Origin of the sequence: Tistlia consotensis USBA 355 (assembly GCF_900177295.1) — a bacterium.
Taxonomy (GTDB): Bacteria; Pseudomonadota; Alphaproteobacteria; order Kiloniellales; family DSM-21159; genus Tistlia; species Tistlia consotensis.
This window is the reverse complement of record NZ_FWZX01000003.1, coordinates 1-23,643: the sequence shown is the minus strand read 5'-3', so window position 1 is coordinate 23,643 and position 23,643 is coordinate 1. Positions and strand designations below refer to the sequence as shown.

Genomic DNA, 23,643 nt, shown 5'->3' with positions numbered 1-23,643 from the left:
ACGATCGTCCCTTGATCTGCGTCAAACAAATCCGTGCTGCGTTGCCGCAAAAGCGACCCCGAAGGCAGCGGCCGGCGTGCCGCTCGCCCGCAGAAAGGGGATCGACGCGATGAACCACCTGGATGGCATTCCGGCCGGCAGACAGCACCGCATGCTCGGCATGAGCACCCTGGCCTTCACCGCCTGCTTCGCGGTCTGGACGATCTTTTCGATCATCGGCATCCGCATCAAGCAGGAGCTCGGGCTCAGCGACACGGCCTTCGGCATCCTGGTCGCGACCCCGGTGCTGACCGGCTCGATCAGCCGCATCTTCCTCGGCGTCTGGACCGAGCAGTTCGGCGGCCGTCTGATCTTCACGCTGCAGATGCTGACCACGGCCGTGGCCGTCTTCCTGCTGTCGATGGTGCACACCTACGAGGTCTTCCTGCTGGCCGCGCTCGGCGTCGGCCTGGCCGGCGGCTCGTTCATCGTCGGCATCGCCTACGTCTCGCGCTGGTACTCCAAGGGGGCCCAGGGCACGGCGCTGGGCATCTTCGGCGCCGGCAACGCCGGCGCGGCGGTGACCAACTTCGGCGCGCCCTTCCTGGTGGTCGCCTTCGGCTGGCAGCAGACCGCGCAGATCTACGCCGTGCTTCTGGCGATCGTCGCCGTGCTCTTCTACCTCTTCACCCAGGACGACCCGGCGCACGTGGCGCGCAAGGCGCGCGGCGAGAAGCCGGTCAGCGCCGCCATGCAGCTGGCGCCGCTGAAGAACCTGCAGGTCTGGCGCTTCGCGACCTACTACTTCTTCGTCTTCGGCGGCTTCGTCGCGCTGGCCAGCTGGCTGCCGCGCTACTACGTCGGCGCCTACCACCTGGACCTCGAGACCGCCGGCATGCTGGCCGCGGCCTATGCCCTGCCGGGCTCGGTGTTCCGGGCGCTCGGTGGCTGGATGTCGGACCGCTGGGGCGCCAGGGCGGTGATGTACCTGACCTTCCTGGTCTCGCTCGGCTGCCTCTTCGTGCTGAGCTATCCCGAGACCCAGTACGTGGTGACCGGCATCAAGGGCCCGATCGCCTTCTCCTTCGGCATCGGCCTGCCGGCCTTCGTCGCGCTGACCGTGCTGCTCGGCTTCGTCATGTCCCTGGGCAAGGCCGCGGTCTACAAGCACATCCCGGTCTACTACCCCGAGCACGTCGGCTCGGTCGGCGGCCTGGTCGGCATGATCGGCGGCCTGGGCGGCTTCGTCCTGCCGATCTCCTTCGGCATCCTCAACGACCTGACCGGCGTCTGGACCGCCTGCTTCATGCTGCTGTTCGCGCTGGTGCTGGTCAGCACCGTGTGGATGCACGTGGCGATCCGCCGGATGGAGCGGCGCAAGTTCCCCGAGCTGACCGCCGAGACCTTCCTCAGCGACCTGCCCGAGGTGCCGCCGGGCCTGGAGCCGGCGAGCCAGCCGGCTGCCCGGCCGGCCGCTCAGGGCGCCGCCCGGCCGCGCGCCGTCCACTAGCCGCTTCCGCCCAGCCAACCCGGGCGGCGGCCGGCAACGGAGATCGTGGGGCGCCGCCGCCCCGTCGGAGACCAAGACCATGGCAAACACCACCGTCGACACCGCCGGCCACGTCCTCAAGCACTGGCGACCGGACGAGCCGAGCTTCTGGGACAGCGCCGGACGGCGCGTCGCCCGGCGCAACCTCTGGATCTCGATCCCCTGCCTGCTGCTGGCCTTCTCGGTCTGGATGGTCTGGAGCGTGGTCGTCGCCAAGCTGCCGCTGATCGGCTTCAGCTACTCGACCAGCCAGCTGTTCTGGCTGGCGGCGCTGCCCGGCCTGTCCGGCGCGACGCTGCGCATCTTCTACTCCTTCATGGTGCCGATCTTCGGCGGCCGGCTCTGGACGACGATCTCGACCGCCTCGCTGCTGATCCCGGCGGTCGGCATCGGCTTCGCCGTGCAGAACCCGGCCACCCACTACCTGGTGTTCCTCGCCCTGGCGCTGCTCTGCGGCTTCGGCGGCGGCAACTTCGCCTCCTCGATGGCCAACATCTCGTTCTTCTATCCGAAGAAGGAGAAGGGCAACGCCCTGGCGCTCAACGCCGGGCTCGGCAACGCCGGCGTCTCGGTGATGCAGTTCCTGGTGCCGCTGGTGATCACCGCCGGCGTGTTCGGCACGCTGGGCGGCGCGTCGCAAGCGACCAGTGCGGGCGGTCAGCTGTGGCTGCAGAACGCCGGCTTCGTCTGGGTGCCCTTCCTCGTCGTCGCGACGCTGGCCGCCTGGTTCGGCATGAACGACATCGCCGACGCCAAGGCCTCCTTCAAGGAGCAGTCGGTGATCTTCAGCCGGCGCCACAACTGGATCATGTGCATCCTCTACACCGGCACCTTCGGCTCCTTCATCGGCTACTCCGCCGGCTTCCCGCTGCTCGCCAAGACCCAGTTCCCCGAGGTCGACTCGCTGCAGTTCGTCTTCCTCGGGCCGCTGGTCGGCGCGCTGAGCCGGGCCGCGACCGGCTGGATCTCCGACAGGTTCGGCGGCGGCCGGGTCACCTTCTGGACCTTCCTGGTGATGATCGCCGCGGTCGCCGGCGTGCTGTTCTTCCTCGGCATCAAGACCCAGCCGGGCGCCTTCTGGGGTTTCTTCGCCATGTTCATGGTGCTGTTCTTCGCGACCGGCGTCGGCAACGCCTCGACCTTCCAGATGATCCCGACGATCATGCGGCAGGAGATTGGCCGGCTGATGCCCGAGCTCTCCGTCGAGCAGCACCGCCGCCAGGCCGATCGCGAGTCGGCGGCGATCATCGCCTTCACCTCGGCGATCGCCGCCTACGGCGCCTTCTTCATCCCCAAGGCCTACGGCACCTCGATCGCCCTGACCGGCGGGCCGGCCATGGCGCTCTACGTCTTCATGGCCTTCTACGCGCTCTGCCTGGTGCTGACCTGGCTGTTCTACACGCGGCGCAACGCCACCGTGCCCTGCTGACCGGCGCCCTGCCGGGCCCGGCGCCGCCGGGCCCGGCCACGTCGCGCCGCTTCCGACCGACCGGAGAGACCTGATGAGCCTTCTGCTGGACCGCCTGAACTTCCTGGCCCCCAAGAACGTCGGCAGCTTCGCCGAGGGCCACGGCACCACGACCAACGAGGACCGCCGCTGGGAGGACGGCTACCGCAAGCGCTGGCAGCACGACAAGATCGTGCGCTCGACCCACGGCGCGAACTGCACCGGCTCCTGCTCCTGGAAGATCTACGTCAAGGGCGGGATCGTGACCTGGGAGACCCAGCAGACCGACTACCCGCGCACGCGTCCGGACCTGCCGAACCACGAGCCGCGCGGCTGCTCCCGCGGCGCCAGCTACAGCTGGTACATGTACTCGGGCAACCGGGTGAAGTACCCGATGGTCCGCTCGGCGCTGCTCAGGCTGTGGCGCGAGGCGCGGGCGGTGCGGACGCCGGTCGCGGCCTGGGCCTCGATCGTCGAGGACAAGGCGAAGCGCGACTCCTACACCACGCGGCGCGGCCTCGGCGGCTTCGTGCGCGCCAAGTGGGACGAGGTCAACGAGCTCGTCGCGGCGGCCAACGCCTACACCGCGAAGACCTACGGCCCCGACCGCATCATCGGCTTCTCGCCGATCCCGGCGATGTCGATGGTCTCCTACGCCGCGGGCTCGCGCTACCTGTCGCTGATGGGCGGCGTCTGCATGTCCTTCTACGACTGGTACTGCGACCTGCCGCCGGCCAGCCCCCAGACCTGGGGCGAGCAGACCGACGTGCCGGAGAGCGCCGACTGGTACAACGCCGGCTTCCTGATCCTCTGGGGCTCCAACGTGCCCCAGACCCGGACCCCGGACGCCCACTTCTACACCGAGGCGCGCTACAAGGGCGCCAAGAGCGTCGTGGTCAGCCCGGACTACTCGGAGGCCGCCAAGTTCTCCGACCTCTGGCTGAACCCGAAGCAGGGCACCGACGCTGCCCTGGCCCTGGCCATGGGCCACGTCATCCTGCGCGAGTTCCACCTCGACCGGCAGGCCGCCTACTTCGAGGACTACTGCCGGCGCTACAGCGACATGCCGATGCTGGTGCGCCTGGTCGAGCGCGACGGCGCCTACGTGCCGGAGCGGCTGCTGCGCGCCTCCGACTTCGCCGGGGCTCTCGGCCAGGACAAGAACCCGGAGTGGAAGACCGTCGCGCTCGACCGCGCGACGGGCTCGGTCGTGGTGCCCCGGGGCTCGGTCGGCTTCCGCTGGGGCGACGCCGGCCAGTGGAACCTGGAGGCCAAGGACGCCGAGGGCCGCGAGGTCGAGCTCGAGCTGTCCTTCGTCGAGGAGGACAAGCACGACCAGGCGGTCGAGGTCGCCTTCCCTTATTTCGGCAGCCGCAAGCACGAGCACTTCGCCAGCACCGAGCATCCCGAGGTGCTGCGCCGCCGCGTGCCGGCGCGTGCCCTGGCGCTGGCCGAGGGCGAGGCGCTGGTCGCCACGGTCTTCGACCTCTTCGTCGCCAACTACGGGCTCGACCGCGGCCTCGGCGGCGACAACGTCGCGACCTCCTTCGAGGACGACGTGCCCTACACGCCGGCCTGGGCCGAGCGCATCACCGGCGTGCCGGCCGAGCGCATCGTCGCGGTCGCCCGGGAGTTCGCGCTCAACGCCGAGAAGACCAAGGGCAAGTCCATGGTCATCCTCGGCGCCGGCCTGAACCACTGGTACCACATGGACATGAACTACCGGGGGATCATCAATCTCCTGGTGATGTGCGGCTGCGTCGGGCAGTCGGGCGGCGGCTGGTCGCACTACGTCGGCCAGGAGAAGCTGCGCCCCCAGACCGGCTGGCTGCCGCTCGCCTTCGGCCTCGACTGGGGCCGGCCGCCGCGGCAGATGAACGCGACCTCCTTCTGGTACGCCCACACCGACCAGTGGCGCTACGAGACGCTGGAGGTCTCCGAGCTGCTGTCGCCGACGGCCCCGGCCGGGCCCTGGGACGGCGCGCTGATCGACTACAACATCCGCGCCGAACGGATGGGTTGGCTGCCCTCCGCGCCGCAGCTCGAGGCCAACCCGCTGGAGGTCGCCAAGGTGGCCGCCGCCGCCGGCAAGGAGGTCAAGGACTATGTCGTCGAGGGCCTGAAGGACGGGTCGCTGAAGCTGTCCTGCGAGGATCCCGACGCGCCGCGCAACTGGCCGCGCAACCTCTTCGTCTGGCGCTCCAACCTGCTCGGCTCCTCGGGCAAGGGCCACGAGTACTTCCTCAAGCACCTGCTCGGCACCAGCCACGGCGTGCTCGGCAAGGACCTCGGCGAGGAGGGCCGCCAGAAGAGCCACGAGGTCGCCTGGCACGACGAGGCGCCGGAGGGCAAGCTCGACCTGCTGGTCACGCTCGACTTCCGCATGTCGACGACCTGCGTCTACTCCGACGTCGTGCTGCCGACCGCGACCTGGTACGAGAAGAACGACCTCAACACCTCGGACATGCATCCCTTCATCCACCCGCTGTCGGCGGCCGTGGATCCGGTCTGGGAAAGCCGGTCGGACTGGGAGATCTACAAGGGCCTCGCCAAGACCTTCTCCGAGGTCGCCCCGGAGGTGCTGGGCGTCGAGCAGGACGTCGTGCTGACCCCGATCCTGCACGACACGCCGGGCGAGATCGCCCAGGCCTTCGACGTCAAGGACTGGAAGAAGGGCGAGATCGAGGCGATCCCGGGCAGGACCATGCCGCAGATCGCCGTGGTCGAGCGCGACTATCCCAACCTCTACAAGCGCTTCACCGCGCTCGGCCCGCTGATGTCCAAGCTCGGCAACGGCGGCAAGGGCATCGCCTGGAACACCGAGCACGAGGTCGAGCTGCTCGGCCGCCTCAACGGCCTCGTCGCGGAGGAGGGGCCGACCAAGGGCCTGCCGCGGATCGACACGGATATCGACGCGACCGAGGTGATCCTGAGCCTGGCGCCGGAGACCAACGGCGAGGTCGCGGTCAAGGCCTGGGCGGCGCTCGGCAAGGCGACGGGCCGCGAGCACACCCACCTCGCGGTGCCCAAGGAGGACGAGAAGATCCGCTTCCGCGACGTCGTCGCGCAGCCGCGCAAGATCATCTCCTCGCCGACCTGGTCGGGCATCGAGTCCGAGAAGGTCTGCTACAACGCCGGCTACACCAACGTCCACGAGCTGATCCCCTGGCGCACCCTGACCGGCCGCCAGCAGCTCTATCAGGACCACCTCTGGATGCGGGCCTTCGGCGAGGGCTTCTGCGTCTACCGGCCGCCGATCGACACCAAGACCGTGACCCCGGCCCTGAAGGGCGACGGCAGCCGCAGGCAGGTCGTGCTGAACTTCATCACGCCGCACCAGAAGTGGGGCATCCACTCGACCTACACCGACAACCTGCTGATGCTGACGCTGAATCGCGGCGGGCCGGTGGTCTGGCTGAGCGAGACCGACGCCGCGAAGGCGGGGATCGCCGACAACGACTGGGTCGAGGCCTACAACGCCAACGGCGCCCTGGTCGCCCGCGCGGTGGTCTCCCAGCGCATCAAGGAGGGCACGCTCTTCATGTACCACGCGCAGGAGAAGATCGTGAACGTGCCGGGCTCCGAGATGACCGGCCAGCGCGGCGGCATCCACAACTCGGTGACCCGCGCGGTGCTGAAGCCGACCCACATGATCGGCGGCTACGCCCAGCTGTCCTACGGCTTCAACTACTACGGCACCGTCGGCTCGAACCGCGACGAGTTCGTGATCGTGCGGAAGATGGACAAGGTCGACTGGCTCGACGAGCCGGCCGTCGCGGCGAAGGAGGCAGCGGAATGAAGATCCGTGCGCAGATCGGCATGGTGCTCAATCTCGACAAGTGCATCGGCTGCCACACCTGCTCGGTGACCTGCAAGAACGTCTGGACCAACCGGGAAGGCATGGAATACGCCTGGTTCAACAACGTCGAGACCAAGCCCGGGATCGGCTATCCCAAGGAATGGGAGAACCAGAAGAAGTGGAACGGCGGCTGGGTCCGGACGAAATCGGGCCAGCTGCAGCCGAAGATGGGCGCCAAGTGGCGGATCCTGGCGAAGATCTTCGCCAACCCGGACCTGCCCGAGATCGACGACTACTACGAGCCCTTCACTTTCGACTACGAGCACCTGCAGACGGCGCCGGATTCCAAGGCCTCGCCGACCGCGCGGCCGCGCTCGCTGATCACCGGCGAGCGGATGGAGAAGATCGAGTGGGGGCCGAACTGGGAGGAGATCCTGGGCGGTGAGTTCGCCAGGCGCTCGAAGGACGTCAACTTCGAGGGCGTCGAGAAGGAGATCTACGGCCAGTTCGAGAACACCTTCATGATGTACCTGCCGCGGCTGTGCGAGCACTGCCTCAACCCGACCTGCGTCGCGGCCTGTCCCTCCGGTGCCATCTACAAGCGCGAGGAGGACGGCATCGTCCTGATCGACCAGGAGAAGTGCCGCGGCTGGCGGATGTGCGTCTCCGGCTGCCCCTACAAGAAGATCTACTACAACTGGTCGAGCGGTAAGTCGGAGAAGTGCATCTTCTGCTATCCGCGCATCGAGGCCGGCCAGCCGACCGTCTGCTCCGAGACCTGCGTCGGACGCATCCGCTACCTCGGCGTGCTGCTCTACGACGCCGACCGCATCGCCGAGGCGGCGGCCGCCGCCGACAAGCAGGACCTCTACGAGGCGCAGCTCGGGATCTTCCTCGATCCCAACGATCCCGAGGTGATCGAGCAGGCGCGGGCCGACGGCGTGCCCGAGGCCTGGCTGGAGGCCGCGAAGCGCTCGCCGGTCTACAGGATGGCGATGGAGTGGAAGGTCGCCTTCCCGCTGCATCCCGAGTACCGCACGCTGCCGATGGTCTGGTACGTGCCGCCGCTCTCGCCGATCCAGTCGGCGGCCGAGGCCGGCAAGCTGGGCCTCGACGGCGCCATGCCCGACGTGCGCAGCCTGCGCATCCCGCTGAGGTACCTCGCCAACCTCCTGACCGCGGGCAAGGAGGAGCCGGTCGCCCTGGCGCTCGAGCGCATGCTGGCGATGCGGACCTACATGCGCGCCAAGACGATCGACGGCGTGATCGACGCCCCCACCGCCGCCTCGGTCGGGCTCGAGCCCGGCCAGATCGAGGCGATGTACCAGATCATGGCGATCGCCAACTACGAGGACCGTTTCGTCATCCCGACCGCGCACCGCGAGATCGGCGAGGACGCCTACGACGTGCGCGGCTCCTGCGGCTTCAGCTTCGGCAACGGCTGCTCGGGCGGGACCAGTGCCGGCAACCTCTTCGCCCAGCCGAAGCGCAAGACCGTCAAGACCCCGACGGAGGTGTTCTGATGACCGTCAGCCTCAAGGTCCTGTCGCTGCTGCTGAGCTATCCGAGCGACGAGCTGCAGCAGGCGGCGCCCGAGCTGCGCGCGGCCCTGGCGGGGGAGGGCCTGCTCGATGCCGCGGCGCATCCCGGCGTCTACGCCCTGATCGACCAGCTGGCGGGCCGGGAGCTCCTCGACCTGCAGGAGCGCTATGTCCTGCTGTTCGACCGCACCCGCTCGCTGTCGCTGCACCTCTTCGAGCATGTCCACGGCGAGAGCCGGGACCGCGGCCAGGCGCTGGTCGACCTGCAGGCGCTCTACGCCGAGCACGGCCTGGTCGTCGAGGCGAAGGAGCTGCCGGATTACCTGCCGCTGTTCCTGGAGTTCCTCTCGACCCGGCCGCTCGGCGAGGCGCGCGGCCTGCTGGCCCAGCCGCTGCACGTGCTGACCGCCCTGCGCGAGCGCCTCGTCAAGCGCGGCAGCGACTACGCCGCGGTCTTCGCCGCCCTGGAGGCGCTGGCCGACGGCGCCGCCTCGGCCGAGGACCTGGCCGCGGCGCGCGCCGAGCCGGACGACGACCCGACCGACCTCGCCGCGCTCGACCGCGACTGGGAGGAGGCGGCGGTCACCTTCGGGCCGGGACTTGGCGGTCCGGGTGACGCCGGGGCCGGGCAGGAGGGCTGCCCCAAGGCCGAGGCAATGCTGAAGCAGATGGGCGCCGACGCGGCTGCGGCCGCGCCGCGCAGCCGGTGAGGAGGGCCGCGCCATGGCCGTTTGGCTGAACACCGTTCTCTACGGGATCTATCCCTACATCGCCCTGGTCGTGCTCGCCGTCGGCAGCATGCTGCGCTACGACCGCGAGCCCTTCACCTGGCGCTCCGGCTCCAGCCAGCTGCTGCGCCGGCGCCAGCTGATCTGGGGCTCGGTGCTGTTCCACGCCGGCATCCTGGTGATCTTCTTCGGCCACCTGGGCGGCCTGCTGACGCCGATCTGGGTGTTCGACGCCCTCGGCATCTCGCACGGCGCCAAGCAGCTGCTGGCGATCGGCCTCGGCGGCGTCGCCGGGGTCTTCTGCTTCGCCGGCGCCACCCTGCTGATCCACCGCCGCCTGTTCGATCCGCGGATCCGCAGCACCTCGAGCTTCAGCGACATCGCGATCCTGCTGCTGCTCTACGCCCAGCTGACCCTCGGCCTCGCGACCATCCCGGTCTCGCTCAACCACCTGGACGGCCACGAGATGGTCAAGTTCATGTCCTGGGCGCAGGGCATCTTCACCCTGGACCCCGCGGCCTCGAGCTACGTGCTGGACGCCAACCCGGTGTTCAAGCTGCACCTCTTCCTGGGCCTGACGATCCTGCTGCTGTTCCCCTTCACCCGCCTGGTCCACATGCTGAGCGCGCCGCTGCGCTACCTCTGGCGACCGGGCTACCAGGTCGTGCGCCGGCGCCAGGGCGGCCACGGGACCGCCAGTCGCCCGGCCGCTGCGGCGGAGTAGGGACCATGGACGCGATCACCATCGACGGCATCGCGCTGAGCCCGGCGGCGATCGCCGCCGAGGCCCAGCTGCATCCGGCCGACAGCGCCGAGACGGCCTGGCAGGAGGCGGCGCGGGCGCTCGCGATCCGCGCGCTGCTGCTGCAGGAGGCCCGGCGCCTCGGCCTGACGGCGGAGCCGGAGACCGACGGTGAGGGCCGTCGCGAGACCGAGGAGGAGGCGCTGGTCCGCCAGCTGCTGGCCCGCGAGGTCACGGTGCCCGAGGCCGACGGCGAGACCTGCCGGCGCTACTACGACAACAACCGCCGGCGCTTCCGCACGCCCGAGCTGGTCGAGGCCCGGCACATCCTCTTCGCCGCCGACCCCGACGACGAGGCGCGCCGCGCCGCGGCCGAGCAGGCGGCGCGGGAGACCCTGGCGGTGCTGCAGACCCGGCCCGATCTCTTCGAGGCGCTGGCCGCCGAGCGCTCGGACTGTCCCTCGGCCAGGCAGGGCGGCAACCTCGGCCAGCTGACCCGCGGCCAGACCGTGCCGGAGGTCGACACCTTCCTGTTCAACCTGGAGGCCGGCCAGCTCTGCCCGCTGCCCGTGAAGAGCCGCTACGGCTTCCACGTCCTGAAGGTCGAGCGCAAGGTCGCGGCCGAGCCGCTGCCCTTCGAGGCCGTCGAGGCGCGCATCGCCGGCTACCTCGCCGAGGCGAGCTGGCGGCGCGGCGTCGCCCAGTACCTGCGCCTGCTGGCCGGCAAGGCCGAGATCGTCGGCCTCGACCTGGAGGGCAGCGACAGCCCGCTGGTGCAGTAGGGGGTGAGGGGCGCGCGCCCAGGGTTCCCAGGGCTGCGGCGGACGGCGCCGGAAGGCGAAGCCGCCGGGGCTCACACGCCCCTCGACAAGCTCGGGACGAAGCCGAGGTCGGCGTGGCTGGCAGATCGCTTCATCCCGAGCTTGTCGAGGGATGTGGGAGCTCGGAAGCCGGCCGCCTTGGGGGGGACGGCCCCCAACGGCTTCACGGTGAGCTTGTCGAACCGCGAAGCCGTTCCGGCACCGTCGAAGCCAGCTTCGCTCCGACCTTCGACAGGCTCAGGACGAAACGAATGGGAGGGCACCTCTGACCTTCGGGGCCTTCACGACACCAGCCAGGGCTCCTGCTGGCCCTCGTAGTCGGGCAGGTGCTCGGGCGCGGCGGCGCGGAAGGCCTCGTGATCGCGGCAGGCCTGCTCGGCGGCGAGCAGGGCCGGGTAGGGGGTCAGGTCGCAGTCGTAGCGCCGGCAGTTGTAGAGCTGCGGCACCAGGTAGACGTCGGCCAGGCTCGGCTCGGGCCCGAAGCAGAACAGGCCGCGGCCGCTGCGGCGCTGCAGTGTGGCCTCCAGGCCGCCGAGGCCGAGCGAGACCCAGTGCCGGTACCAGGCCAGGATCTCGCGCTCCGACAGGCCGAGCGGATCGGCGAGGTAGGCGCGGGCGCGCTGGCTGTTCATCGGGTGCAGGTCGCAGGCGATCAGCTGGCAGAAGGCGCGCACCTCGGCGCGCTCGATGTCGTCGTCGGGCAGCAGCGGCGGCTCGGGATAGCGCTCCTCCAGCAGCTCCAGGATCGCGGTCGACTGGCCGACCACCGCGCCGTCGATCTCCAGGGCCGGCAGCAGGCCCTGCGGATTGATCTCGCGGTAGCGCTGCTCGCCCAGCTCGCTCGCCGGCGTGTAGTTGAAGGAGATGCCCTTGAGGTGCAGCGCGATGCGCACGCGCCAGCCGGCCGAGTTCTGGTGCAGGCTGTAGAGTCGCAAGCCGGGTCCTCCCGTCGGTGGCTTGTTCGTGTTTCTTTCCTATCGTAGCAGGGAACGCCGCCGCCGGGGGCGAAGATCCGGGATTCCGAGGGGGCCGGGCTTGGCCGCGGCGGCGGACGCCCCATCTCGAGCAGCAGTCGAGGCCCTGCCGGAGCCCAGCCATGCGCCAGCCTGCCCGACCCGTCACGCGCCGGCGCCTGCTCGCCGGACTCGCCGCCGTCGCCGCGCTCGCCGCCGCCGGCCTGCGCGGGGCCCGTGCCGCGGCGGGGCCGCCGATCACCCGGATCCTGCCGGCGACCGGAGAGGCGCTGCCGGTCATCGGCATGGGCTCCTGGATCACCTTCAACGTCGGCGACGATCCGGCGCTGCGCGCGGCGCGGGTCGAGGTGCTGCGCGCCTTCTTCGCGGGCGGCGGCCGGGTCATCGACTCCTCGCCGATGTACGGCAGCTCGGAGGCGGTGATCGGCCACTGCCTCGGCGCGCTCGGCCGGCCGTCCCAGGCCTTCGCCGCCACCAAGGTCTGGACCTGGCGGCAGTCGGACGGCCCGGAGCAGATGGCCGAATCGCGCGCGCTCTGGGGCGTCGAGCGCTTCGACCTGATGCAGGTCCACAACCTGCTCGGCTGGGAGGGACACCTGGAGACGCTGCAGGCCGACAAGGCGGCGGGCCGCCTGCGCGCGATCGGCGTCACGACCTCCCACGGCAGCCGCCACGCCGAATTGGAGCGGATCATGACCGGCCAGCCGATCGACGCCGTGCAGTTCACCTACAACCTCCTCGACCGCGCGGCCGAGGCGCGGCTGCTGCCGCTCGCCGCCGAGCGGAAGCTGGCGGTGATCGTCAACCGGCCGTTCCGGCGCCGGGAGCTGTTCCGCCTGTTCGCCCGCCATCCGCTGCCCGGCTGGGCGGCCGAGCTCGACTGCGCCAACTGGGCCCAGTTCTTGCTGAAGTTCGTCGTCTCGCACCCGGCGGTCACCGTGGCGATCCCGGCGACCTCGCGGGTCGACCACATGGTGGAGAACATGGGCGCGCTCTACGGCCGCCTGCCGGACCAGCGTCTGCGCCGGCGCATGGTCGACTATGTCGAGAGCCTCTGAGGTGCTGCCCTACGACGCGGAGACGCTCGACGCCTTCCTGGCGCTGCTCAACCGCTCGCTCTGGCCGATCCAGCCGCTCGCCCTGCTGCTGGCCGCCGCCGCGCTGGCGCTGGCCCTGCGGCCCCGTGCGGTGCCGCAGGCGAGCCGGATCGTGTCGGGGCTGCTGGCGCTCGCCTGGGCCTGGGTCGGCTGGGACTTCTTCCTGCAGCGTTTCGCCGAGCTCAACTTCGCGGCACCGCTCTACGGCGCCGGCTTCCTGCTGCAGGCCCTGCTGCTGCTCGGGCTCGGCCTGCTGCGCGGCCGCCCGGCCTTCGGCCCCCGCGCCCCGCGCTTCGCGCGGACCGGGGCGGCGCTCGCGCTGCTCGCGCTCCTCGCCTGTCCGCTTGCCGGCGCCCTGCTCGCCGGTGACTGGCAGGCGGCGCCGCTGGTCGGCCTGACGCCGGGGCCGACGGCGCTCTTCACCCTGGGCCTGCTGCTGCTTTCCGGGCGCGGGGCGCTGCCGCTGGCCGTGCTGCCGTCGCTCTGGTGCCTGGTCGCCGGCTTCGAGGGCTGGGCGCTCGGCCTGCCGCAGGACCTGGCCCTGCTGGCGCTCGGTCTCGGCGGAGGCGCGCTGCTCGTGCTGAGGGGGCGGCCCGCCGGGGCCTCGGGCTGACCGCCGGAGTCGGCGCCCGTCGTGGCTTGCCGGAGCGGCGCTCCGCGACAGCTTAGGGACCTCATCACCTGCCGCGAAAGCGGGTATCCGGCTACGCAACCGCAAGCTCGGGGAAAACTGTACTTTCGGGTACATCCGTGATTGTCAAGGCGTGCGGCGACCATTACATCTGCGTTGCATTCTCAGGACAGATCGGAGTCGACACCTTGTCGAAGATACGCATCGCCATCGCGGGAGTCGGAAACTGTGCCAGCTCGCTGCTGCAGGGGCTGGAGTACTACCGCAACCATTCGGCCGAGCAGCTCGCCGGGCTGATGCACCCGAGCATCGACGGCTGGGGCGTGACCGACGTCGAGGTCGTGGCGGCCTTCGACGTCGATCGCCGCAAGGTCGGCCTGCCGGTCGAGAAGGCGATCTTCGCCAAGCCGAACTGCACGAAGGTGTTCCAGCGCGCGCTGCCGGTCTCGGACGTGCTGGTCGAGATGGGCCCGGTGCTCGACGGCGTGCCGGCGCACATGGAGGACTATCCGGAGGACCAGGCCTTCCGCGTCTCCGAGGCCGAGCCGGTCGACGTCGCGCGGCGCCTGCGCGAGACCGGCGCCGAGGTGCTGGTCTGCTACCTGCCGGTCGGCTCCGAGCAGGCGGTGCGCTACTACGCCGAGGCCTGTCTCGCCGCGAAGGTCGGCATGGTCAACTGCGTGCCGGTGTTCATCGCCTCGGATCCCGCCTGGGCCGCGCGCTTCCGCGAGGCCGGCGTGCCGATCGTCGGCGACGACATCAAGAGCCAGGTCGGCGCCACCATCACGCACCGCGCGCTGACCCGCCTGTTCGGCGACCGCGGCGTCAAGCTGGACCGCACCTACCAGCTCAACGTCGGCGGCAACACCGACTTCCTCAACATGCTCGAGCGCAGCCGCCTGCAGTCCAAGAAGAAGTCGAAGACCGAGTCGGTGCAGTCGCAGCTCGACAGCCGGCTCGAGGACGCCGCGATCCACATCGGCCCCTCGGACTACGTGCCCTGGCACAACGACAAGAAGGTCGCCTTCATCCGCATGGAGGGCCGCGGCTTCGGCGACGTGCCGATGGAGCTGGAGCTGCGCCTCTCGGTCGAGGACTCGCCGAACAGCGCCGGCGTCGTCATCGACGCCCTGCGCTGCGTCAAGGTCGGCCTGGACCGGGGCATCGGCGGACCGCTCGAGGCGCCCTCATCCTACTACATGAAGAGCCCGCCGCTGCAGGTCCGCGATTCCGTGGCCCACGACCTGACCAACGCCTTCATCGGCGGCGCCTCGCCCAACGTGCCCCGTGACAAGGTGGTCGGCCGCAAGCCGGCGGCGGTCGCGGCGACCCGGGCGACCCGGCGCGAGGGCGGGCAGCCGCGCAGCGCGCTGATCCTGGCCGCCGGCCTGGGCTCGCGCCTCTTCCCGCGCGCGACCCTGCCGAAGCCGCTGGCGCCGATCCAGGGCATCACCCTGGCCGAGCGGGTGATCGGCACGCTGCGCCGCTCGGCCGGCGTCGAGCGCTTCGTCGTCTCGCTGGGCCACGAGGCCGAGACCGTGCGGGCGCACTTCCAGTCGGTCGCCGCGCGCAACGGCGTCGCCGTCGAGTTCGTCCAGGCCGACGACTGGGCCAAGGGCAACGGCGCCAGCACCCTGGCCGCGGCCGAGGCGCTCGGCGACGAACCGTTCCTGCTGTCGATGTGCGACCACCTCTACGACGACGAGCTGCCGGCACGCCTGCTCGAGGCGCCGCTGCCGGCCGACGGCATGGCGCTGGCCTGCGACTTCGCCAAGGACGAGATCATGGATCTCGACGACGTCATGAAGGTCAAGGCCGCGGGCGGCCGGATCGCGGCAATCGCCAAGACGCTGGGCGATTGGGACTGCGCCGACACCGGCGTCATGGCCTGCACGCCGGCGATCTTCGAGGCCCTGAGCGAGGCGGCCGCCGAAGGCCGTCACGGCCTCGCCGACGGCGTCGCGGTGCTGGCGGCGCGCGACCGCGCCTCGATCGTCGACGTCACCGGCTGCTGGTGGGTCGACGTCGACACGCCGGAGGCGGTCCAGGTCGCCGAGCAGCGCGCCTCGACCGACGAGCTGCGCGCGGCCGGCTGATCGGCGCGGTTCGGGTTCCGGAAGCGGCGGCCGTCAGGCCGCCGCCCGGCGCCGGCGCTCGCCCAGGGCGGCGCCGAGCAGGGCGAGCAGGAACAGCGGCGCGCCGATGCCGCTGAGCGCGACGAACCACTGCGCCTTGCCGAAGGCCGCGAAGGCCAGCACCAGGTAGATGAAGTCGCGCCGCGACAGCTCGTCGAGCAGCCGGGTGACGCGCCCGGGCTGCCCGTCGGCGCTGACCGAGGTGTAGACCGGGCCGCTGCCGGCCTTGCGGCGCAGCGTCAGCCAGTAGACCGAGAAGGCCGAGCCGGCGGTGCCGGCGACCGCGCCGAGCCCGGCCAGCAGCGGCCAGGGTGAGCCGGCGGCGGCGCTCCAGCCGAGCGCCATGCAGGCGAAGACCGCGACGTGCACCAGGTTGTCGCTGGCGAAGTCGAGCAGGCCGCCGAGCCGCGTCTCGTGGAAGGTCAGGCGCGCCAGCTCGCCGTCGCAGCCGTCGAGCACCGAGTGGGCGACGAACAGCAGGGCGCCGACGACCTGCCAGGCCGGCGCGGCCGACAGGAAGAAGGGCGCCGCGGCGAGCCCGATCAGCATCGAGACCAGGGTCATCGCGTTCAGCGTCACGCCGAGCGGCGCGAGGCGCCGCGACACCGCGATCGAGATCGGCCGCGCGAAGACCCGCGCCATGAAGCCGTCGGTCTGCTTGCGCAGGGCCTGCAGCAGGCGCCGCTCGGCGCCCGGCAGGTCGGCCGGCTGCCCGAGGCGCAGCGGCCGCGGCTCCAGGGCCAGCGGCTTCGCCGCGACCTCGCTCGCCGCGGCGGGCGCCACGGCGCGGCCGAGCAGCAGCGCGCCGTCGGCGGAGCGGCGCTCGTCCGGACCGACCGGCGTCCGTGCCAGGCTCGACAGCCAGGAGGTCTCGCCCAGGACGTCCGCCGGCAGCAGGATCGTCGGCCCGCCCGCGGTCGCCGGAAGCTGCTCGGCGAAGGCGACCGACGGCAGGCCGGCGAGCAGGGCGCTCAGGCGCTCCCGGCTCTCGGCCGGCGCCACCACCAGGCAGTCGGAGAGGCCGGCGCGGCGCGCCGCCAGCACGAGGCGGCGCAGCAGGCTCAGGCCGAGCAGGCGGTGGCCGGGATCGAGCGCGCCGAGCGCCTGCGGCCGTGCGTCGACCACCAGGCGCGGCGCCTGGCTGCCGTCGCTCGCCATCGCTGCGCTGGCCTGCTCCATGGCGGGGGTGATAGTCGAGCCGCCGACGGCGTGCAACCGGGCGCCTCAGGCGGCCCGGTCCGAGGCCGCAGGAAAGGCGATCCAGCCCGTCGCCAGGCCGGCGCCGATCCACAGCAGCTCGCGGAAGCGCTTGATCAGGGCGACCGCCAGGCCCAGCGAGGCGCCGCCCGACAGCGGCGCCAGCATCAGCACCAGGATGCCTTCCTGGGCACCCAGGCTGGCGGGGATGAAGAAGGTCGCGGCGCGCACCAGCTCGACCACCGACTGCAGGCTCCAGGCGTAGGCGAGGCTGACCGGCTCGCCCATGAAGCGCAGGATCGCGTAGAGCTCGACGGCGCCGAGCGCCCAGTTGACCAGGGTCAGCAGGGTCGCGAGCAGGAAGCGGCGGCGCTGGGTCGTGTAGGCCTCGACGAGGTGGTCGTCGAAGGCCTCGAGGGACTCCAGCAGGTGCACCAGCCGCCGGCCCCAGCGGGCGCGGCCGACCAGGCCGCCGAGCCGGGAGGCGGCGCGCAGCCGCTGCGCCGCGAAGACCGCGCCGATGCCGACGACCAGGACGCCGAGGCCGACGGCGACCGCGACGCGGTAGTCCGGCGGCAGGCGCCCGCCGGCCAGGGCGAGCAGCACGCCGCCGGTCAGGAACACGACCAGCGCCACCAGATTCGCGGTCTTGGCGACGAACAGCGAGGCGCCGCCCTCGCGGTAGCCGATGCCCAGCCGCCGCTTCAGCAGCATGGCCTTCAGCGGCTCGCCGGCGAGGCCGACGACCGGGGTCACCTGGTTCACCGCCATGCCGACCAGGCGGATCTTCCAAAGCTCGGCGAACCAGGACCAGTCGAGCCGCGCCGGGCCCAGCACCAGCTGCCAGGACAGCGTGTCGACCGCGAAGGCGCCGACATAGATGGTCAGCACCGGCAGCAGGCCCCAGCCGAGGTCGCCGATGTAGCCGAGCGCGCTGCCGAGATCCGTGCTCCAGAGCAGGAATCCGAACAGGGCGGCACCGATCAGCAGGAACAGCAGTCTGAACGAGGGCAAGGCGCGGCCTTCGGCGGGTCCGGCGGCCGCCGGGACGGCGGCCGGCACGGGGACGGGGCGGCGGCGGGAGGCTCTGCGTCGCGCGCCGCCGCCGTCTCAATAGCCGAGATGGCGGCTCAGAGGTAGAGGCGCAAGACTCCGCTCATCTGGTCGTCGCCGTAGCCGGCCTCGACGGCGCGGGCGAAGACCCGGCGTGCCGCGTCGCCGAGCGGCACCTCGGCGCCGGCCGCGGCGGCGATCTCGTGCAGGTAGCCCAGGTCCTTCTCGATCATGACCGCCGGGAACAGCGGATCGAAGGCGCGGTCGCGCATCTGCCTGAGGGCGACCGCCGCGGCCGGGCTGCAGACCGGCAGCTCGGGCAGGATCTCGGCGGCGCGGGCGGCGTCGATGCCGTAGCGCCCGAGCAGGCCGACCAGCTCGCCCATCGCCGCGATCTGCAGGCCGAGCAGGGCGTTGACCGAGAGCTTGAGGGCGGCGGCGCTGCCGACCGGGCCGGCGTGGTGGATCGCCCGGCCCATGACCTGCATCAGCGGAGTCGCGCGCTCGACCAGCCGGGCGTCGCCGCCGACCAGGAAGACCAGCTGGCCGGCCTCGGCCTGGGGCCGCGAGCCGGCGACCGGCGTCTCCAGGAAGCCGACCTCGCGCTCGGCGCAGGCGGCGGCCAGCTCCTGCGCCCAGGCGACGGTGACGGTCGAGCTCTCCAGCGCCAGGGCGCCCGGCGCCATGCCGCCGAGCGCGCCGGTCTCGGCGTCGAGCCAGGTCTCGCGGGCGGCCGGGTCGTCGCGCACCATCGAGAGCACGACCTCGGCGCCCTGCGCGGCCTGCCGCGGCGTCGCCGCCACGCTGGCGCCGGCCTCGGCGAGCGGGCGGGCCTTCTCGGGACTGCGGTTCCAGACCGCGACCCGGTAGCCGGCCTTGACCAGGTTCATGGCCATGCGCGAGCCCATGGCGCCCAGGCCCAGGATGGCGACTGACTGCATGATCTTCTCCTTCCCGTATCCGGTCGAGGCCGACCTCCCGAGCGATGCCAGGGCGGCTTCGTCCCGAGCCTGCCGGAGGGCGGCGCCCAGAGGCCGCCGCCGTCACCCCGCGGCCTGCACCTCGGCCGTGTCGCCGACCAGCTCCGCCAGCAGCTCGTAGGAGCGCAGGCGGGCGTCGTGGTCGTAGATCGCGGCGGCGACGATCAGCTCGTCGACGCCGGTCTCGGCGGCGAAGGCCTCGAGGCCCTGGCGCACGGTCGCCGGCGCACCGACGAAGGAGCAGGCCAGCATGCGCGAGGCCTGGGCCTTCTCCATCGGCGACCAGTAGCTCTCGATGTCGTCGATCGGCGGCTGCAGCTTGCCGCGGGTGCCGCGGATCAGGTTGGTGAAGGACTGCTGCGGCGTGGTGAAGAGCCGCTGCGCCTCGGCGTCTGTCTCGGCGACGAAGGCGTTGACGCCGGCCATGGCGTAGGGCCGCTCGAGCTGTGCCGAGGGCCGGAAGCGCTCCCGGTAGACCTGGAGCGCCGGCATCAGGGCCTCGGGCGCGAAGTGCGAGGCGAAGGCGTAGGGCAGGCCGAGGTGGGCGGCGAGCTGCGCGCCGAACAGGCTGGAGCCGAGGATCCAGAGCGGCACGTGGGTGCCGGCGCCGGGCACGGCGCGGATCGCCTGGTCGGGCTGGACGTCGTCGAGCAGCGCCTGCAGCTCCAGCACGTCCTGGGGGAAGGCCTCGGCCGCGCCCGGGTCGCGCCGCAGCGCCCGCCAGGTCCGCTGGTCGGTGCCGGGCGCCCGGCCCAGGCCGAGGTCGATGCGGCCGGGATAGAGCGATTCCAGCGTGCCGAACTGCTCGGCGATGACCAGCGGCGAGTGGTTCGGCAGCATGATGCCGCCGGCGCCGACGCGGATCGTCTCGGTGCCGCCGGCGAGGTAGCCGATGACGACGGAGGTCGCGGCGCTGGCGATGCCGGTCATGTTGTGGTGCTCGGCGACCCAGAAGCGCCGGTAGCCCCAGCGCTCGGCGTGGCGGGCGAGGTCGAGGCTGCGGCGCAGGGCGTCGCCCGGCGTGGCGCCGAGCGGCACGGGCGCGAGGTCGAGAATGGACAGCGGTGGCAGCGGCATCGGATTCCTCCCGGGCGGCGTCGGCTGAGGCAAGAGGTCAGGCCCAGCAGACATCAGCCTCCCGGGCGCTCGATGCAACCGTGTCGGCGGCCGTCGAAAGATCCGTGCCGCGACGGCACAGCAGCCGTGACCGTCGCGGCGGCCGGGCCAGCAGGCAGCGTCGGGGCCGGGCAGGGGCCGGGAGAGGCTCAGAAGCTGTCGTGGTGGGCTGCCGCCATCAGGCGGTTCCAGGCGTTCATCGTCGCGATGCTGACCGTCAGGGTGCCGATCTCCTCGGCGCCGAGATGCCGGGCGAGCTCGGCGTGCAGCGCGTCCAGGTCGTCCTCCCGCTGCAGGGTCAGCGCCTCGGCCCAGGCCAGCGCCGCCCGCTCGGCCGGGCTGTAGTCCGGGGCGTTGCGCCAGACCGCGACGTGGTCGATCCGGACCTGCTCCTCGCCGTCCGCACGGGCGTCGCGCAGGTAGTTGTCGACGCAGTGGGTGCAGCCGTTGATCTGCGAGACGCGCAGCTTGACCAGGTGCCGCAGCCGCGGCTCGAGGGGCAGCTCCTTGAGGATCGCCTCGACCTGGCGCAGGCCCTGCATGGCCGGGGCGGCGGTCTTGGCGAGCCGGAGGCGGTCACGCTGCGACATGGGTCGGGTTCCTTCGGTCCGGAGGCGCGGCCGCGGCTGGCCGCGCGCCGGATCTTCGGCAAGCGCAGCGGTCTCGGCACTGCGGCAAATCAATCCGGGGAGGGGAGGCGAACGACTCTTCTCCCTCTCTGCTCCCCTCGGGGAGGGGAGAGGGCGGGGGAGAGGTGAGGGGGTGATACCGTTGGCTCGGCTTGTAGCAGGATCCGCGAGGCTTGCTCCCCCACCTCTCCCTGACCCTCTCCGCCCCCGGAGGGGAGCAGAGAGGGGACTCGTCGGCCGGCGCCGGGCGATCAGTGCCGCGTCGCGGCCGGCAGGTCCTGCAGGTGGCGCAGCTTGTCCGGATTGCGCTGGATGTAGATGCGCAGGCAGCGCCCTTCGGCGTCGGCGGAGAGCGACAGGGTGCCGGTGACCAGCCCGGCCTCGCGAATCAGCAGGCCCTTCCCGCCGTTGAGCGGCACGGGCTCGACCTGCTGCGCGCGGTAGTGCAGCCGCCAGATGCCGGCCAGGAAGCGCGCCACGGCGCGCGGCCCGCGCACGACCTTGGAGGCGACCGATGCCTTGCCGCCGCCGTCGCTCAAGAGCTCGACGTCGGCCGCCAGCAGGCCCTCCAGCCGGCCGGCGTCGCCGCTGCTGAGGGCTGCCAGGAAGCTGTCGAGCAGCGCGCCGCCCCGGGCCGCCGGCGCCGCCGACTCCGGGGCCGCGGCCAGGGCCCGCCGGGCCCGCGCGACCAGCTGGCGGCAGGCCGGCTCGCGCTTGCCGAGGATCGCGGCGACCCGCTCGTAGTCGTAGTCGAAGATCTCGCGCAGCAGGTAGGCGGCCCGCTCGGCCGGCGTCAGGCGTTCCAGCAGGTGCAGGAAGGCGAGGGTCAGGGACGAGGCCAGCTCGGCCTGCTCGGCCGGGTTCCTCGCCGGCGTGCCGAGCAGCGGGTCGTCCGGCACCGGCTCGGGCAGCCACAGGCCGACGTAGTCGACCCGCGAGCGGTCGGCGGCGCGGCGCAGGTCGAGGCAGGTGCGCGTGCAGGTCGTCACCAGCCAGGCCTCCGGCTGCTCGACGGCGGCGCTGTCGGCGCCGCGCCACTTCAGCCAGGTGGTCTGCACCGCGTCCTCGGCGTCGGCGACCGAGCCGAGCATGCGGTAGGCGAGGCTCCAGAGCCGCGGCCGTGCCTGCTCGAAGGCCGCCGTCGCCGCGTCCCTTCGCTGCTCCCTCCGCCCGTCCCGGTCGCCCATCGCGCCCTCCTCAGAAGCGCGCGTGGAGGGAAGCCACCATCAGCCGGTTCCAGCCGTTGATCATGGTGACGCTGGCCGTCAGGGCGGCGATCTCCTCGGCGCCGAAGTGCTCGGAAAGCGCGGCGTGCAGGCTGTCCAGGTCCTCGCCGAGACGGGTCGTCAGCGCCTCGGCCCAGGCCAGGGCGGCGCGCTCGGCCGGGGTGAAGTCCTCGACGTTGCGCCAGACCACCAGGCGGTCGAGGCGTGGCTGGCTCTCGCCGTCCTGGCGCGCCTCGCGCAGGTGCATGTCGACGCAGTGGGCGCAGCCGTTGATCTGCGAGACGCGCAGCTTGACGAGATGACGCAGGCCGGCGTCGAGCGGCCCCGCGGCGAGGACCGATTCGACGGCGACGAGGCCCTTCATGGCCTCGGGAGCGGACTTGGCGAGCTGGAGACGGTCGTGCTGGGACATGGCTTCGATTTCCTCATCTAAGGGTCTGGATCTAAGGGGCTGGCCGGGGGCGGCAAGAGTCCCCCTGCCTCCTAGACGATCAGGCTCGCGGCCCTGTGACTCGCTCCGGCGACTTTCCCTGCGACAATCCGATCCCGGCTGCCGGCGACGGGCCCGCGCCGCCGGCGCGTTGCAGGCACGTCACCTTTCGAGAGGAGCCGCCGGATGACCCTTTCGCCCTCGCGCCGCGCCCTGCTGGCCGGCGCCGCCGGCCTCGCCGGCAGCGCGCTGCTGCGTCCCGCCGTCGCCGTCGGCCCGACCTGGCCCGCCGGCTGGCCCGCCGACTGGCCCGCGGATCCCGGCACGGCCGCGTGCCGGGCCCCGGCCGCCGCGACGCCGCCCGAGACCGAGGGACCCTACTTCAAGCCGGGCACGCCGCTGAAGCAGGACCTCCGGGCCGACGGGCGGGGCGGCAGCCTGCCGGGCCGGCCGCTCGACCTGGTCGGCCGGCTGCAGGGCCGCGACTGCCGGCCCCTGGCCGGCGCCGTGGTCGAGCTGTGGCACGCCGACGACGGCGGCCGCTACGACAACAGCGGCTTCACCTTCCGCGGCCACCAGCTGACCGACGGCCAGGGCCGCTTCGGCTTCAGGACCGTCGTGCCGGGGCTCTATCCCGGCCGGACCCGCCACCTCCACCTGATCCTGGCGCCGGCCCGCGGGGGCGACGGCGCCGCGCCCCTGACCACCCAGCTCTACTTTCCCGACGAGCCGCGCAACGCCCGCGACGGCCTCTACGATCCGGCCCTGCTGCTGCGCCTCGAGCGGCAGGGCGACGGCCTGCTCGGCCGCTACGACTTCGTCGTTGGATGATGTGGAGGCAAGGGCCTCGTTCTTAGCGTCCTTCGCGGGGAAGGCATCATCTGGATAAAATAAAAACGATAGTAAAATTAAATACATGTGCAAATTCTCTGTGCCTGGTTCTAGGTGCATGATGCGTCGTCCGCCCCGGAGTACGTCATGGTTGCAAGCGAGATTTGCTTCTGCATCAAAGCGGACTGAATCAGCAGGCTGTAGGAAGAGTTAGCGCCCGACGAGTCCCGATTCGTGTCGGTATCGACGCGGCGTGCATGTTGATAATTTCGCAACCTGGTCGATCTCGGGGACTGTCGATGCTGGCAATCCCTGGGTGTTCAGTCTGAAGCGCAACCTCACACCTGATCTAGGGAGCCTATGCCTGATGTTGCCCCAACTACTGACTAGCGCTCGGGCCATGATCCCTTACGTAAGCGCTTAGGCGATGCCCTTTGGCTTCGGGCTTGACGCCTTGCGGAAGTTCCAGGGCATGAGGTCTTCGACCCTGCTCTGCGGGTGGCCGTTGAGGATGGCCTCCAGGATTTCGGCGAGATAGGCGACCGGGTTGACGTCGCTGAGCTTGCAGGTGGCGACAATGGAGGCTAGCAGCGCCCAGTTCTCTGCTCCGATCTCGTGTCCCGCAAAGAGCGCATTCTTTCTTGTGAGGGCCACCGGCCTGATGGCGTTCTCGACCGGGTTGGTATCCAGTTCCAGTCGGCCGTCCTCAAGGAAGCGGGTCAGGCCTTCCCAATGGCT

At 71.5% G+C, this 23,643-nt stretch carries 20 protein-coding genes; 11 read left to right on the top strand and 9 right to left on the bottom strand.

The window, feature by feature from the left end:
* The first annotated feature begins 109 nt into the window (after positions 1–109).
* From B9O00_RS05545 to B9O00_RS05515, 7 genes are all read left to right on the top strand, one after another.
* Complete coding sequence (locus tag B9O00_RS05545) at positions 110–1,489, top strand: MFS transporter (protein ID WP_085121477.1); 1,380 nt, start codon at positions 110–112, stop codon at positions 1,487–1,489.
* Positions 1,490–1,568: 79 nt separating this feature from the next.
* A complete protein-coding gene (locus B9O00_RS05540) occupies positions 1,569–2,957 on the top strand; it encodes a NarK family nitrate/nitrite MFS transporter (protein ID WP_085121476.1) in 1,389 nt (462 codons plus the stop codon).
* A 73-nt stretch (positions 2,958–3,030) separates the two neighbouring features.
* Complete coding sequence (locus B9O00_RS05535; protein ID WP_085121475.1) at positions 3,031–6,774, top strand: nitrate reductase subunit alpha; 3,744 nt, start codon at positions 3,031–3,033, stop codon at positions 6,772–6,774.
* On the top strand, positions 6,771–8,297 hold the full coding sequence (narH, locus tag B9O00_RS05530; RefSeq protein WP_085121474.1) for a nitrate reductase subunit beta: 1,527 nt from the start codon (positions 6,771–6,773) through the stop codon (positions 8,295–8,297). Before B9O00_RS05535 ends, narH begins: the two co-directional genes overlap by 4 nt.
* The gene (narJ, locus tag B9O00_RS05525; RefSeq protein WP_085121473.1) at positions 8,297–9,025 is read left to right on the top strand and encodes a nitrate reductase molybdenum cofactor assembly chaperone; all 729 of its coding nucleotides are present in this window, start codon (positions 8,297–8,299) and stop codon (positions 9,023–9,025) included. The genes narH and narJ overlap by 1 nt, the downstream gene beginning before the upstream one ends.
* Before the next feature lie 13 nt (positions 9,026–9,038).
* Positions 9,039–9,767 (top strand): respiratory nitrate reductase subunit gamma, encoded by a 729-nt coding sequence (gene narI, locus B9O00_RS05520; protein WP_085121472.1) that lies wholly within the window; start codon positions 9,039–9,041, stop codon positions 9,765–9,767.
* Positions 9,768–9,772: 5 nt separating this feature from the next.
* The gene (locus tag B9O00_RS05515; protein ID WP_085121471.1) at positions 9,773–10,567 is read left to right on the top strand and encodes a peptidylprolyl isomerase; all 795 of its coding nucleotides are present in this window, start codon (positions 9,773–9,775) and stop codon (positions 10,565–10,567) included.
* A gap of 320 nt (positions 10,568–10,887) precedes the next feature.
* Here B9O00_RS05515 and maiA read toward each other — a convergent pair whose 3' ends face one another.
* Positions 10,888–11,541: a maleylacetoacetate isomerase gene (maiA, locus tag B9O00_RS05510; RefSeq protein ID WP_085121470.1), complete on the bottom strand. Its 654-nt coding sequence runs from the start codon at positions 11,539–11,541 to the stop codon at positions 10,888–10,890.
* Between the two features lie 161 nt (positions 11,542–11,702).
* Here maiA and B9O00_RS05505 point away from each other — a divergent pair, with 161 nt between their 5' ends.
* The 3 genes from B9O00_RS05505 to B9O00_RS34335 all read left to right on the top strand — a co-directional run bounded on the left by B9O00_RS05505 (position 11,703) and on the right by B9O00_RS34335 (position 15,404).
* The gene (locus B9O00_RS05505; RefSeq protein ID WP_085121469.1) at positions 11,703–12,638 is read left to right on the top strand and encodes an aldo/keto reductase; all 936 of its coding nucleotides are present in this window, start codon (positions 11,703–11,705) and stop codon (positions 12,636–12,638) included.
* 1 nt (position 12,639) lies between these two features.
* On the top strand, positions 12,640–13,290 hold the full coding sequence (locus B9O00_RS05500) for a DUF6064 family protein (protein ID WP_085121468.1): 651 nt from the start codon (positions 12,640–12,642) through the stop codon (positions 13,288–13,290).
* A gap of 206 nt (positions 13,291–13,496) precedes the next feature.
* Entirely contained in the window at positions 13,497–15,404 is a 1,908-nt protein-coding gene (locus B9O00_RS34335) for an NTP transferase domain-containing protein (protein ID WP_085121467.1), read from the top strand.
* A gap of 33 nt (positions 15,405–15,437) precedes the next feature.
* On the opposite strand, the gene B9O00_RS05490 is transcribed toward B9O00_RS34335, so the two are convergent.
* From B9O00_RS05490 to B9O00_RS05460, 7 genes are all read right to left on the bottom strand, one after another.
* Positions 15,438–16,622 (bottom strand): CDP-alcohol phosphatidyltransferase family protein, encoded by a 1,185-nt coding sequence (locus tag B9O00_RS05490; RefSeq protein ID WP_143596157.1) that lies wholly within the window; start codon positions 16,620–16,622, stop codon positions 15,438–15,440.
* A gap of 45 nt (positions 16,623–16,667) precedes the next feature.
* Positions 16,668–17,654: a lysylphosphatidylglycerol synthase transmembrane domain-containing protein gene (locus B9O00_RS05485; RefSeq protein WP_159460118.1), complete on the bottom strand. Its 987-nt coding sequence runs from the start codon at positions 17,652–17,654 to the stop codon at positions 16,668–16,670.
* Between the two features lie 116 nt (positions 17,655–17,770).
* Positions 17,771–18,685, bottom strand: coding sequence for an NAD(P)-dependent oxidoreductase (locus B9O00_RS05480; protein ID WP_268810744.1), 915 nt, complete (start codon positions 18,683–18,685; stop codon positions 17,771–17,773).
* A 51-nt stretch (positions 18,686–18,736) separates the two neighbouring features.
* Positions 18,737–19,750 (bottom strand): LLM class flavin-dependent oxidoreductase, encoded by a 1,014-nt coding sequence (locus B9O00_RS05475; RefSeq protein ID WP_179244008.1) that lies wholly within the window; start codon positions 19,748–19,750, stop codon positions 18,737–18,739.
* A 188-nt stretch (positions 19,751–19,938) separates the two neighbouring features.
* Positions 19,939–20,379, bottom strand: a complete 441-nt coding sequence (locus B9O00_RS05470; protein ID WP_085121463.1) for a carboxymuconolactone decarboxylase family protein — start codon at positions 20,377–20,379, stop codon at positions 19,939–19,941.
* Positions 20,380–20,669: 290 nt separating this feature from the next.
* Positions 20,670–21,605 (bottom strand): RNA polymerase sigma factor SigJ, encoded by a 936-nt coding sequence (gene sigJ / locus B9O00_RS05465; protein ID WP_085121462.1) that lies wholly within the window; start codon positions 21,603–21,605, stop codon positions 20,670–20,672.
* A 10-nt stretch (positions 21,606–21,615) separates the two neighbouring features.
* Complete coding sequence (locus B9O00_RS05460; protein WP_085121461.1) at positions 21,616–22,056, bottom strand: carboxymuconolactone decarboxylase family protein; 441 nt, start codon at positions 22,054–22,056, stop codon at positions 21,616–21,618.
* A gap of 204 nt (positions 22,057–22,260) precedes the next feature.
* Here B9O00_RS05460 and B9O00_RS05455 point away from each other — a divergent pair, with 204 nt between their 5' ends.
* Entirely contained in the window at positions 22,261–22,905 is a 645-nt protein-coding gene (locus tag B9O00_RS05455; RefSeq protein WP_085121460.1) for a dioxygenase family protein, read from the top strand.
* Between the two features lie 420 nt (positions 22,906–23,325).
* Here the strand turns inward: B9O00_RS05455 and B9O00_RS05450 are convergent.
* Positions 23,326–23,643, bottom strand: a 318-nt coding sequence (locus B9O00_RS05450) for an IS66 family transposase (protein WP_143596156.1), incomplete at its 5' end; no start/stop codon positions are given.

What these genes read in the sequence shown, in the direction of transcription:
- narH (WP_085121474.1), top strand. Translation starts at nt 6,771, where the DNA reads ATGAAGATCCGTGCGCAGATCGGCATGGTGCTCAATCTCGACAAGTGC.
- B9O00_RS05535 (WP_085121475.1), top strand. Translation starts at nt 3,031, where the DNA reads ATGAGCCTTCTGCTGGACCGCCTGAACTTCCTGGCCCCCAAGAACGTC.
- B9O00_RS05490 (WP_143596157.1), bottom strand. Translation starts at nt 16,622, where the DNA reads ATGGAGCAGGCCAGCGCAGCGATGGCGAGCGACGGCAGCCAGGCGCCG.
- narI (WP_085121472.1), top strand. Translation starts at nt 9,039, where the DNA reads ATGGCCGTTTGGCTGAACACCGTTCTCTACGGGATCTATCCCTACATC.
- B9O00_RS05540 (WP_085121476.1), top strand. Translation starts at nt 1,569, where the DNA reads ATGGCAAACACCACCGTCGACACCGCCGGCCACGTCCTCAAGCACTGG.
- sigJ (WP_085121462.1), bottom strand. Translation starts at nt 21,605, where the DNA reads ATGGGCGACCGGGACGGGCGGAGGGAGCAGCGAAGGGACGCGGCGACG.
- B9O00_RS05545 (WP_085121477.1), top strand. Translation starts at nt 110, where the DNA reads ATGAACCACCTGGATGGCATTCCGGCCGGCAGACAGCACCGCATGCTC.
- B9O00_RS05515 (WP_085121471.1), top strand. Translation starts at nt 9,773, where the DNA reads ATGGACGCGATCACCATCGACGGCATCGCGCTGAGCCCGGCGGCGATC.
- B9O00_RS05475 (WP_179244008.1), bottom strand. Translation starts at nt 19,750, where the DNA reads ATGCCGCTGCCACCGCTGTCCATTCTCGACCTCGCGCCCGTGCCGCTC.
- B9O00_RS05460 (WP_085121461.1), bottom strand. Translation starts at nt 22,056, where the DNA reads ATGTCCCAGCACGACCGTCTCCAGCTCGCCAAGTCCGCTCCCGAGGCC.
- B9O00_RS05470 (WP_085121463.1), bottom strand. Translation starts at nt 20,379, where the DNA reads ATGTCGCAGCGTGACCGCCTCCGGCTCGCCAAGACCGCCGCCCCGGCC.
- narJ (WP_085121473.1), top strand. Translation starts at nt 8,297, where the DNA reads ATGACCGTCAGCCTCAAGGTCCTGTCGCTGCTGCTGAGCTATCCGAGC.
- B9O00_RS05455 (WP_085121460.1), top strand. Translation starts at nt 22,261, where the DNA reads ATGACCCTTTCGCCCTCGCGCCGCGCCCTGCTGGCCGGCGCCGCCGGC.
- B9O00_RS05505 (WP_085121469.1), top strand. Translation starts at nt 11,703, where the DNA reads ATGCGCCAGCCTGCCCGACCCGTCACGCGCCGGCGCCTGCTCGCCGGA.